This is a genomic window from uncultured Roseovarius sp., assembly GCF_947489715.1.
Lineage (GTDB): Bacteria > Pseudomonadota > Alphaproteobacteria > Rhodobacterales > Rhodobacteraceae > Roseovarius.
On the sequence record NZ_CANLER010000022.1, the window covers coordinates 1 to 11646 of the forward strand.

An 11646-nucleotide genomic window follows, 5' to 3' on the forward strand; every position below is an offset into this window, starting at 1 on the left:
CTGCCCGAGGATATTCTGGCCATGGTGGCCACCCTGCCCTTTGATCTACGCGGGATGCGAGACCGGGCGATCCTGCTCCTGGGATTTACCGGTGGATTGCGGCGTTCTGAGATTGTCAGCCTCGATGTTGGAAAGGATGACACACCGGATAGCGGCGGATGGGTCGATATCCTCGACGATGGTGCGGTTCTGATCCTCAACGCCAAGACCGGCTGGCGCGAGGTTGAGATCGGCCGCGGCTCGTCAGACCAGACCTGTCCGGTGCATGCGCTGAGTGAGTGGCTACATTTTGCCAAGATCAATTTTGGGCCGGTGTTTGTGCGTACCTCGCGCAATGGCAAACGCGCGTTGGAGGCCCGGCTGAACGACAAACACGTGGCCCGCCTCATCAAGACCACCGTTCTGAAAAGCGGTATCCGTGCAGACCTGCCTGAAAACGACCGCCTTGCCCTCTTCTCCGGCCACTCTCTGCGCGCGGGGCTTGCCAGTTCGGCGGAAATCGACGAGCGCTATGTCCAGAAACAGCTCGGCCACGCCTCCGCTGAGATGACCCGCCGCTATCAACGCCGACGCGACCGGTTCCGCGTGAACCTGACCAAAGCCGCCGGGCTCTGAGAGGATGCGCAAACCCGGATCCATGAAAGGCCTTGAAGAGCTGGGCCGTGTGCGGCTCAGCCAGAACTTTTTCCTGCGGGACTTCTTGATGTCCGAGATCGCCAATTTCTACGGCATCCCGAACATCCCGGAAGACCCCGATCTGGCGATTGAGACTGGCACTCGGCTCTGCGAGGAGCTGCTGGAGCCGCTCCAGAGCAAATTCGGCCGGCTCACCATCCGCTCCGGATACCGGTCCGCCAAGGTCACGGCTTTCGGCAACAAACGAAAACACGGTGCGAGCGTCAGGTACAATTCGGGTTACCATATCTGGGACATGCTGGACGGCACCGGCCACAAAGGTGCCGCCGCCTGCGCCGTCATTCCGTGGTTCGCTGATCGCTACGCCGAAGGCGCGGACTGGCGATCTCTGGCCTGGTGGATTCATGATCACCTGCCCTATTCCCATCTGGAATTCTATCCCAAGCTCTGTGCGTTCAATATCCTTTGGAGCGAAGTGCCGCAGCGTCGGATCGACAGTTTTATCAATCCCAGGGGATGTCTGACCAAGCCGGGCATGGAAAATCATGACGGCAATCACTCCGAATGGTATGCAAAGATCGGCTAAGTAACTGATATAATTGTCTTTCACTACCGCGACAGAATTTGACTTCGCCAATTACGCCGCCTGCCCGCTCAAACGACCGTAAAAACTGCGCTCGAGATGCAGCTCCCCTGCCCCGGCTTTTTCGACCATGCCGCGCAGATATCCGCCCGGTGACGCCACCTCGCCGGCACAATGCTTTTCGAACGTCAGCACAAGCGCCGCTGTCGCGATCTGAGGTCCAAGCCGGTCCTGCGCGAGGTTCCAGGCATGTTCCGAGACACCGATCATCGGCCTCAATTGCCCAGCAACCCGGTGCAGATCCCCCCAATCCTTCAGATAACCGCCCATATTGCGCGCCCAGGATGCGAATTCGGGGCAAGCCTGCATCACAGTTGGCAAATCAAGCGCCGCTCCCCGCTTTTTGCGTGCCTCAGCCACCCACTCTTCCAATTCCCTGTCCACCTGTTCTTCCGGAGGCGCGTAGGGCACCAAGCCCGCCGCTTCCTCTTTTTCTGAGGAATTACTAGTTACAGGATTAAGTTGGTTTGTAGTTAGTATATGAGGGTCGGAAATGACCTCCCTGGGGTTCATTTCTTGAGTCTTTTTGGATACTTGCTCAATGGTTTCAGTGGTGTTGTCCACAACCTTGTCCGTCTGAGCTGCTTTGAGATAAGCCGCCTCGACGCGCTCCTGAAGCTCTTTGAACCATGCCAGGAGCCGTTCCAGTGCCTCTGAAGCCGTGTTGTGGCGCGGTAGACGCCCCAAGAGGTCTTCGAACATGCTTGAAAGATGCGCCCAAGGGCCTCTCAGCGCGCCGCTGAGAGCCGCTTCGATCCGGGCGTGGATCATCCGGCGTGCGACCGTGATCTGGCGCTTCAGGCGCTGGCAGAGCTCGCGCTCGGCCTGCAATTCGGCCAGCAGCTGCTCGAATTCCTCAACACGCGCTGAGAGCGGCGACAGATCGAAGCCGTAGGCCTCGATGATCACGCCCTCCGCGTCCCTGCGCCCCCAGCGTTTGCCATTGGGGCTGTCCTTAAAGGAAATCACACCGATCTCCGCCAGGCGGCGCGCATGGCGCTTCAATGCAGAAAGCGAGAAGCCTGTCTGCTCCATCAGATAGGCATTGGACGCCCAAACGATCGGGCGACGGCCCTCTTCCCAGTCCTGGGCCTGTGTAAAAGCCCCGAGCGTGTCGAGGAGCAGCATATCACCGGCTTTGAGCCCGATATGCGCGCCGACGCGTTTCACAGCCACAAAGGCCTGGGTTTTGGGAACGGCTGCCCGCTCCCCTGCTTCTGCCAACCGCTCAGCAACCGCCAAGCCAGATGTTACTTTCCGCCAACCCGAATTTTGGTTGATATCGGACATACCTTCCCTGTTCTGAGGCAGGCCTGTCCCAGTCGCTCCCTGCGGAGCATCGTTGAATTTTGTCATTTTCTAATCAGCAGACAAAGAAATCCCGGTCGCTCAGAAGCGATTTTTCTTGTGTGGTGATTCGGTGGCTGCTAGAATCTAGGTGTCTAATCTAAGAATTGCGCTTTGCGCAGCAGCCCTCGAAGCTTCGGTTTCGGGGGTTTCCTTGTTCACTTTCCTCCTTTCTGCTCGTCCTCAGTTCCATCCTGCGGGTTTACAGCTGTAAATTCCGTGTAGGATTTCTTTATGATCTCGGCGAGATTATCGCCGAGCCACGCCGCAAACGCCGCGTTTTTGCCCGTCTTCTTGGCCGATAGGGAAATGGCCCCTCGTCCGGATTTGATTATTACCCCGTCAACCGGAGTGAGCTCCTCAATCCCGGTGCTTTGCCTCGCCCCACGTTTGGAAGGCTCCTTTAGAAGCGCCTCCAGACGGTCATCGGAACTCTTTTCCGTCCCCAAACTTTCAATTATCTTTTTGGCCGAAGACACCGAGAGTTTCTTAGAAGCAAAAAGTTCGGCAAGTGCTGTCCATTTTGGCCGTCCAGACTTCGGAGCTGCTCCGAGTATATCACCGATTTCAACCGGCACATTCTGCGTGACCTTCGTCAAATGTGACAGACCGGATTTGGTAAGGTTCAAAACTTGTCTTGTTGTCGATGTGTCATGCCCGGCTTCAAGAATTGCCTCAGCAAATCGCGCTTTTTCATAGAAAGAAAGATTGCGGCGAGCTGCGTTTTCCAAACCCTTGGCAAGAAGCGCGGTCGCGTCATTAACGTCCTGTACATTGGCCCGTACTTTTATTCCAAGCATACGACACGCATAAAGTCGTCGCCGGCCATAAATGGCCTCGTATCGCCCCTCAGTCTTCGCTCGTCGGACTAGGATTGGAACCTGTTGCCCACCATCGCGAATGCTGTTTTTCAATGCTTCAAAGCTATCTGACTCCTCTTCCAAGTTTACAGTTGTAAACTCACCAAGCCGGTCCGTCGGCCCCCAGTCGTCTATAACATCCGGATCAATCTCCCGAATTGCCGCGAGGGACCCCTGGAGCGCACCAAGGGCAGGGGCGCTAGTCTTTGGCGATCTGTTCTCTGCCTTCGAACCCGAGCGAGCAATCGTATTGGCAATCCCAGACATCTCTTGAAGTGACTTCCTTGCCATTATGAGCGTCCCCATGCTTGGTGGATCATACGTTCCACCTCTTGGCCTACAGCGTCCATCGAGCCCTTTGAGCGATCATACGTTGCTCGCGTCATCTCCGAACGAACAACTTCATAAATTGACTGCTTGAGCATTGTAGCGTCGCTAATTGCAGTGCTCTTTAGCGCCGTGGCCGACATAATCCGGTCCTGGAACAAAGCTCGCATGAACGACGAAAGTTGCTGTGATGGAACATCTGTAGGTTCATCTCGAGTGATTAAGAACTTAAAGTGGTCGTATTGCAGCGTCGCGCCAGCATCTTCGATTACTCCCATATAGGCACCAGCAAGCTCAAGGAATTGGGCAGTCGAAGAAACGTCCAACATCGACGGCGCAAGCGGTACGATCAGCGAGCTTGCTGCGGCCATACCTGCGATCGTCAAAAAACCAAGCTGTGGAGGACTATCTACTAGAACAAGGTCGAAATTATTTTCGACCTGTGCCAGCGCATTCCGGATACGAGTAAAAAACGGCTCATCAGGGTTCGAATGTACCGCGGATTCCGTTTCAAACTCCGAAAGTATCAATCTGGATGGCGCGACTGAAAGACCCGGAAAGTAAGTAGAGACCACGACATCAGCCAGATCGACGGGTGCGTCGTATCGGATCGCATCGTATATTGTCAGCCCATCGAATTCAATCTCAGGGCTAATTCCACACATCGAAGTAAGAGAACCTTGCGGATCAAGATCGACAGCAAGAACCCTGTATCCACGAAGGGCAAAGTAGTGAGCCAAGTGTATTGTTGTGGTACTCTTGCTGCTACCACCCTTGAAATTCATCAGTTGCCAGACTTGGAGCTTTTCCTCCTCTGAACGACGAGGCACGTAGCGGCCTTTTTTTCGCGAGGATTGCTCAAGGATAGCGCGTGCATTCCAAATTTCTTGAGCCGTGTAAAAGCGACGGCCACCTCGAATATCGCTAGGCTCAGGCACAGTTCCTTCGCCGTGAACCTTTCGCATAAATTGTCCAGATACACCCAAGAGTTCAGCAACTTCGGGAGCTGCGAAATTGCGTAAAGTTTTAGTGTAGTCTGGTGCAAAAGCAGCGAGTAGGTGTTCTCGAATTGCGGCGTTTAGACGTTCAGAGATTTCCGTCGCAAGACTTGAAGGTCGCTCAGTTGCAAGTGGTGTCACGGGAATCATCTGGTTGCCTCAATTTACGAAACGTGGCCCTTTTCGCGCCACTTGAGGATAAAAGCAGTGATTCACACACTTAAGTCAAGCATTTTAGCCTATTTAGTGTCTATTTGGGCTAACACATGCTATATACGCTTTCCAGGAAATCAAACTCGTTTACAGCTGTAAACCCTCCAGCATGGCAATAGGTTAGGCAGTTATCTGTTCCTGCTCTGCTCAAGGAATGAGAAGTTAGCGGTCGCAGTACGACACCATATTGATACATTGCAATAGCGGGAGCATCGCTCAATCCATATTTCTGAAGTGGCTGCGCAGCTTTGCAGATGCGGACCATACCTATAATTCAACTCCGAAGGGCAGGGGGCTCGAACTCAGACCATGAGCAGACCCACTTTTTGCGGCTTCTAATGTCATGCACTCAGTTGTTTGCACTGTGATCTAAGTCTCAAAAGGGTTGCGATGCGTATCAATGTGTCAGTGCCCGGCGAAACAGAGTAGGGCAGGGGGGGATAGTTGAATGCGATCTTTGCGGTTGGTCGGAATTCCGCCATACATCTTTCATGCATCGACCAGAAAAAGAGAATTGTCCATATGTCTGTCAGACCAGATACGGTAAGCTAAATGACCCAGAAAGCCGACATTGCCTACAGCGGCCTTGGGCAACTGCATTGCGGACCAAGTGAGCTTTCGCTGCGATGTTACAAATGTCCGGTTTCAAAACACAGTCAGCGCACCCGATCAGGCGTGTCATCTGGTTCTCGTTCTATCAGAGCCTCGATCTGAGCCACCACATCATCTGGCAGTGCACCAAAAGCAAGCGCTCCGGCGAGGCCTTCGATCTGCTCAACTGTTCGTGCACCAGGGATCGGAATATTTGCCCCGTCTTGCGCCCAGAGCCAGCCGATCGCGCCCTGTGCCAGCGTGCGCCCGCCTGTTCTCAGCAAGGCTCGTATCGTATCGAGCTTGGCAAAATAGGCGGGGTTTACCTTTCCGTCTGCGAAGTAATCTGTTCTTGGGTTTGATGTTGCACGGATATCGTCTTTCCTCATGACGTCACCGACACCATAGTTTCCTCCTAGCAAACCCATCGCCAGAGGTGAACGGATGAGGGCGATCAGGTTGTTTTCGCGGAGGGCCCGGCGCATGCGCGGAGCATCGAGAAGCACATTCATCGCATATTCAACGGCAACAAATGCGGGCCTGTCAGCAAATGCCACCGCGCTCTCAGAAAAATCTGTGCTCCACCCATAGGAACGCACCTTTCCCGCCGCACAGGCTTTTTCGACTTCGTCAAATAGCGCCTCCGCCTTGGGTACCGGTAGTGAATTGAGGTGCAGGATCAACACGTCAATCCTGTCACGCCCAAGCCGTGTAAGGCTTCTTTCTATTGCGGGCAGGACGCTTGCAGGATCATCCTCGTTTTCTGTGATTTGCTTGCTCTCTTCGATGATTCCGGTTCCGAATTTTGTCGCGATCAAAGCTTCGGGCCTTTTCTTCAAAGCGCGGCATAGAATGCGTTCGGCATGACCCGCACCGTAAGCCGGTGCTGTGTCAAAAAGCGTGATGCCTGCATCAAGTGCTGCATGGATGGTGGGGATGGATTCGTCGTCATCAACATTGGTGTAGCCAAGGGGCTGGTCGCCTGAAAACATCGCGCCGCCGATTGGCCAGCAACCCATGCCCAGCGGCGAAATATCAGTATCCAGAAACTTCATGTCACGGCTCCTTTTCAGCTTGCCTTGGATGAAGCCACAGAAATCACTCCACATCCATGAAACGGAATGTAATGATCATTTCATGGATGATACGAACTTTGACTGGGACGATTTGCGCCTTTTCCTAGCCGTGGCGCGCGAGGGCGGACTTGCCGCTGCCGCCGCATCAACGGGCAAAAGCGCCCCGACGCTTGGAAGGCGCATGCTCGGGTTGGAGCGACATCTGGGAGTTGAGCTGTTTCACCGCATGGCGCGGGGCTATGCGCTGACCGACGAAGGACAAGATTTGCTCGAGAAGACTACAGGGCTCGAAAGCCTTGTAATGCCAATTGCAGACGTCGATCCAGAACAGGCCGTTCCTATCGTGAAAATCTCTGCAGGAAGTTGGGTGACGTACCTCCTGTGCAAAAACTTGTCAGAGATTATTGGAACAGATCGCATTCGTCTCAGGTTCAGCGCGTCTGATGAAGTCGCTGACATCGGACGACGGGAGGCGTTGATCGGCGTTCGAAACCATCGGCCAGAGGGTTCAGGTCTTGCAGGGCGCAGGACGACGCGCATCCATTTCGCCGTTTATGCTAGAACCGAGCATGTAGAAAACTGGGCGCACGTCATCGGGACGACGCCATCTGCAAGATGGGTGAAAGAAAAAGCGCGGACGGCGGCGGCCATTGAGGTCACAAGTCCGAGAAATGCTCTTGATCTGGCACTTTCTGGAACCGCACGTGTGGTGCTGCCAATCTTCATTGGGAGCCAGTTTGACAACTTGAAGCAAGTGTCGCCTCCAATAGACGACCTTGAGCATGAACAGTGGCTTGTGACGCACCACGAAGACAGATTCGTTCCCGAGGTGCGCAAAGTCATCGACCGGATTTACCTGATCCTAAATCGAGCATGCACTTCGCGTTGAAGTCAGAATTCGCGGCGTTGGATCACTGAAGCGAACACCCATTGCGGCTTGCGATATGATAAATGCGCCCTGTGGCGGGATGGTGATCTGGCATAAACCCGTCGGGTCTTCAGTGGTTCATGACGATCACCTCGCTGATATTGTTGATCTTTCCGCGCCTGACCCCTTGATCGCTCGCACGCCGGTTCACGCCGCGCAAACCGGTATCCTGTTCTCTCATCGCATCGGATATCTGACGCGACCTGGTGAGATACTGGGCCAGATCGCAGGCGTGGAACCACTTGCCCATCGGCAGGGCATGCAGTTCTTAAATCCCTAATCCGCGCGCACCGGGAAAAATTGGTCATAGATTAGGGTAAAGAGGAATGTGTAGAGCACAACGAAGGACGTCACCACGACGTCGGTGGTAAAGGCTTGTATCAGCCCGAGATCGAGCCACCACATATAAATCGGCAGGGACGTTACCGTCAGCGAAATCTCAAAGCCGAAAGCATGTGCCAGCCGGCCCAGTGTCGATCGATCAGATGCGACGCGCCCTGACCGCGCGTCGATCTTGTCAAAGAGCCAATTGTAGATCAGGCTAAGAAGCATCGCCTTAAGAGACAGCACAACACCCAGCAGACCTATATCAGCAAGGCTTTTGTCAAAGAAAAATGCACCTGCGGGGGCAAGCATGCTCATCAACACGACTTCGAAGGAGATCGTATATTTGAGCCGTTCTTTCCCGCTTCTCATAGCAACAGTTTGCGACATATCTATCCCTTAGACGCCTTAGTTTTTTGCAGCCCGCATCATATCAAGCACCGCAACGTTCTGCATTGGGGTGCCCGTGATCCGCAGTATTGTTGTTTTACCAGACATGTCGGGAGCAGGAGCACCATTCAGGACATCGGCGAGGAAAGTGACATCCTTCAGATACCCGCCCTCGTCGGCGGCACGCATATCGGGTGTGAATGTCCGGGTCAGATCGTAGTCAAAGAGCACGTTCACGTTGTCGCGACCATAGACTTCACCCGCGATTTCGCCAACTTGCGAAGTGGTACAAAGCGAGGCGATCACCGCGCCAGATTGCACGCTGTCGACATTGCCCGTATCAATCAGGCATTTGGCGGTGTTCGTCACCATGATGATTGTGTCATACCCGGCCAACGCAAGCGAAGGCTGGTAAGCGGCCCTAACGCCATTCTCCTGACACGCGACCTCGAACGTATCGGCCCGCTGCGTACGTGCGTGGTAGTCGATGGCGGCAAGGCCCGGAAGGTAATGCTTGAGATAGCGCACGGTTTCGGTCGCCAGCTTGCCAGCCCCGACCAGAAGTGTTTTTTCGGGGGCATGGCCAATGGCATCCAAGAACACGATAACCATCGCAGCGGTGCGCTGCTGGATCTGGTCCTTCATGTCACATTCGAAGATGCGCTTTCCACTGTCATAGATCCGCCCCACGGTCGCGTATTCATTGCTGACCGTGTCGTAGGGGCCCGACACTTCGTAGATCAGCGGCGTTTGCCCATCGCGCAAAAGAAAGCTGGTCTCAAAAACATTGTCGCCCAGAAAGTCGCCGTCATTGTCCACAAATTCCAACAGAGCGCGCTGGTACTTCAGATTTTTGCTGTTCGCGATCTGACCGCGGATGTTGGCCATCAGCGTGTCTTTGTCCAGAATGATCTCACTCATTTTTCTGTCCTTTTGCGTTAGGTATTGAACGGAGTCAGGGCGATGTCGCCAAACTGACCGGCATAGGCATGGATCGCAGGCGCGCCGCCAAGATGCATCAACAGAACTTTTGCACTCGGCTCGAACCGGCTTGCTGCCGAGAGGTCCAATAATCCGCGAATGGCGCGACCTTCATAGACCGGATCGGCAATCAGACCTTCATGTTTTGCCATCAGGTGAATGCCCTCTTTGATGGCCTCATCCGCATAGCCATAATCACCTTCGTTGGACGCGATCACCTCGACATCTCCTGCCTCGACCAGTGGCGGCAACTCAAGGGTTTGCAGCGCCTCATTTGCCAAGTCTCGGACCCGGCGCGTCTTGATCTCGGTTTCCCCGTCATCGGCTACACCGATGACCCGCGTATTGATGCCAAGCGCGCAAAATCCAGCCACAAGTCCGGCCTGTGTGCTGCTCGACCCGGTTGTGTGCACAAGATAGTCAAACACGGTGCCGGTCTGCTGCATCTGAGTAGCCAGCTCAACGGCACAATTGATGTACCCCATGCTGCCAAATTCATGTTCTGACGCGCCGCCGGGGATTAGGTATGGCTTATGCCCCTGGCTGCGCAGGTGTTCCATGAATGCATCCAATGGACCCTGATCCTCAATCGGGCGCGGTTTTTCATCAACATAAAGCTCGGCCCCCATCATATGGCTCAGCAGAATGTTCCCAACATGGCGGTAGTTGGGTCCGGCATCCTTGGTCCACGCACAATGCAACAGCGCGCATTTCAGTCCTGCCCTGGTCGCCGCTGCGGCCGTCTGTCGGGTGTGGTTCGACTGGATCGCGCCAACGGTCACCAGCATGTCACAGCCCTTTCGCAGGGCATCCCCGGTCAGGAATTCAAGCTTGCGAGTCTTGTTTCCACCGCCCTCGAGGCCCGTCAAATCGTCGCGCTTCATCCACAGCTCCGGACCATCCAGCAGCTTCGCAAAGTTGTGCAGGGGCTGAAGGGGTGTGGGCAGTTGTGCAAGTTTAAATCGGGGTAGCGTCCGGAGGCGCGCGACCAGATCGTCGATTACAGGTTGAGTGACCATAAAATTTTCTTTGCTAGCTTCTGACTCAGCATTGGGATTACCCGAAGATTAGTATCTTTATTTCTGAATAATTCGAGTTATTATATATCAGCATCGCTGATGGATGACTCATGGTGAATGTAGACGCACTACAGGCCTTTGTTCTGTCGGCCGAGCTTGGGTCATTCTCGGCGGCTGCACGCCGGATGGGAAAGGTCCAATCGGCGGTTTCAATGACAATTGCAAATCTCGAGATAGATTGTGGTGTCGAACTCTTTGATCGCAGTAGACGCAACCCGGTTCTGACTGCAGAGGGTCAAACTCTTCTGCCTCACGCAAAAGGAATCCTGCTCGGCAACCGAGAGTTTCTCGCGACCGCAAACTCTATGGCTGAAGGGATTGAGACCCATGTGTGCCTGTCCGTAGAACAAGGCATCAGTCTCAAACCTCTCGCCGGAATACTCAACGAATTCGGCAATGCGTATCCGCAGGTATCACTCGAAATCACAACCCCGGCCCCGGGCGTGTCAGCCGAACAGTTGCGACTTGGGGTGACGGATATCGGATTAATGGCCGAGCAGGAGGGGTATCCCGCGGGGTTTCAGTTCCGAGGATTGGCTTACTCGAAAATTGTCCCGATCTGTGCACCTGACCACCCGTTGTCGGATTGCGATCAAGCCAGCTATCGCGATCTACGGCAACACCGCCAAATTGTGCGCTACAAGACGCCAATTGCAGGAACACCGCAACGATATGAAAAGAAGAGTGCCGTGATATGGCATGTCGAAGATCCAAACCTGATTTTGGATCTCGTCAAAGCAGGGTTTGGTTGGGCTGAAATCCCGCAGACGATCGCAGCAAAACCAATAGAGTCTGGCGAACTCATCTCGCTGCAATATGCTTTTCAGCAAAACGACCTCCTCGAAGGGATTGACCTAGTCTGGACAGAACAACGTTCCTTGGGTGCCGCGGGCCATTGGATGCGCGACGAAATCCTGAAACTTCCACAGGCAATCTGGCAGAACGAATGGGCATAGACAGGTTTGTATTCTTGCTATCGTTTCATGCGTCTTATGGCTGCGGTTTTTTGCGTGAAGGGCAGCTTCGCCATTTGCCCAGCATCGAGATTTCTTTCGCCTCCGCAGCTAAATTGGCGCTGCGTGCATACGCAGCAAGATTTTGACACTTCTGCAAAGGGCTCAAAGCAGTCATCCGATAACTATGGTCGGATAATTTCGAGTTGAGCGGCGGCAATGCGGACGAAGCTGCCGTTGAACGGTGGCTCCGGAATGACTGCTTTGCAAGACTTCCGTAACTTGCTGTGTTTGGACCGT

Annotated in this window: 13 protein-coding genes; 4 read left to right on the forward strand and 9 right to left on the reverse strand. The window is 54.3% G+C overall.

Annotated elements, in window-relative coordinates:
• Both Q1B27_RS24310 and Q1B27_RS24315 read left to right on the forward strand, forming a co-directional pair.
• On the forward strand, positions 1-615 hold a 615-nt coding region (locus Q1B27_RS24310), incomplete at its 5' end, for a tyrosine-type recombinase/integrase (protein ID WP_299852727.1).
• 22 nt (positions 616-637) lie between these two features.
• Positions 638-1222, forward strand: a complete 585-nt coding sequence (locus Q1B27_RS24315) for a hypothetical protein (protein ID WP_299852730.1) — start codon at positions 638-640, stop codon at positions 1220-1222.
• Positions 1223-1273: 51 nt separating this feature from the next.
• Here Q1B27_RS24315 and repC read toward each other — a convergent pair whose 3' ends face one another.
• From repC to Q1B27_RS24335, 4 genes are all read right to left on the reverse strand, one after another.
• Positions 1274-2569, reverse strand: coding sequence for a plasmid replication protein RepC (repC, locus tag Q1B27_RS24320; RefSeq protein WP_299852733.1), 1296 nt, complete (start codon positions 2567-2569; stop codon positions 1274-1276).
• Positions 2570-2784: 215 nt separating this feature from the next.
• Entirely contained in the window at positions 2785-3777 is a 993-nt protein-coding gene (gene repB / locus Q1B27_RS24325; RefSeq protein ID WP_299852736.1) for a plasmid partitioning protein RepB, read from the reverse strand.
• Positions 3777-4961, reverse strand: coding sequence for a plasmid partitioning protein RepA (repA, locus tag Q1B27_RS24330; RefSeq protein WP_299852739.1), 1185 nt, complete (start codon positions 4959-4961; stop codon positions 3777-3779). Before repA ends, repB begins: the two co-directional genes overlap by 1 nt.
• A 719-nt stretch (positions 4962-5680) precedes the next feature.
• The gene (locus tag Q1B27_RS24335; protein ID WP_299852742.1) at positions 5681-6670 is read right to left on the reverse strand and encodes an aldo/keto reductase; all 990 of its coding nucleotides are present in this window, start codon (positions 6668-6670) and stop codon (positions 5681-5683) included.
• 82 nt (positions 6671-6752) lie between these two features.
• Between Q1B27_RS24335 and Q1B27_RS24340 the strand changes: the two genes are divergently transcribed.
• Entirely contained in the window at positions 6753-7580 is an 828-nt protein-coding gene (locus Q1B27_RS24340) for a LysR family transcriptional regulator (RefSeq protein ID WP_299852745.1), read from the forward strand.
• A gap of 109 nt (positions 7581-7689) precedes the next feature.
• Here Q1B27_RS24340 and Q1B27_RS24345 read toward each other — a convergent pair whose 3' ends face one another.
• From Q1B27_RS24345 to Q1B27_RS24360, 4 genes are read right to left on the reverse strand one after another with little or no spacing between them, the layout of a single operon-like run.
• The gene (locus Q1B27_RS24345; protein WP_299852748.1) at positions 7690-7869 is read right to left on the reverse strand and encodes a hypothetical protein; all 180 of its coding nucleotides are present in this window, start codon (positions 7867-7869) and stop codon (positions 7690-7692) included.
• 26 nt (positions 7870-7895) lie between these two features.
• Entirely contained in the window at positions 7896-8333 is a 438-nt protein-coding gene (locus Q1B27_RS24350; protein ID WP_367181391.1) for a PACE efflux transporter, read from the reverse strand.
• 18 nt (positions 8334-8351) lie between these two features.
• Positions 8352-9254, reverse strand: a complete 903-nt coding sequence (locus Q1B27_RS24355) for a hypothetical protein (RefSeq protein ID WP_299852754.1) — start codon at positions 9252-9254, stop codon at positions 8352-8354.
• A gap of 17 nt (positions 9255-9271) precedes the next feature.
• Complete coding sequence (locus Q1B27_RS24360; RefSeq protein WP_299852757.1) at positions 9272-10333, reverse strand: 1-aminocyclopropane-1-carboxylate deaminase/D-cysteine desulfhydrase; 1062 nt, start codon at positions 10331-10333, stop codon at positions 9272-9274.
• 110 nt (positions 10334-10443) lie between these two features.
• On the opposite strand from Q1B27_RS24360, the gene Q1B27_RS24365 reads away from it, so the two are divergent.
• Positions 10444-11349: a LysR family transcriptional regulator gene (locus Q1B27_RS24365; RefSeq protein WP_299852760.1), complete on the forward strand. Its 906-nt coding sequence runs from the start codon at positions 10444-10446 to the stop codon at positions 11347-11349.
• 34 nt (positions 11350-11383) lie between these two features.
• Here Q1B27_RS24365 and Q1B27_RS24370 read toward each other — a convergent pair.
• A partial coding sequence (locus Q1B27_RS24370) for a hypothetical protein (RefSeq protein WP_299852762.1) occupies positions 11384-11646 on the reverse strand: 263 nt, incomplete at its 5' end.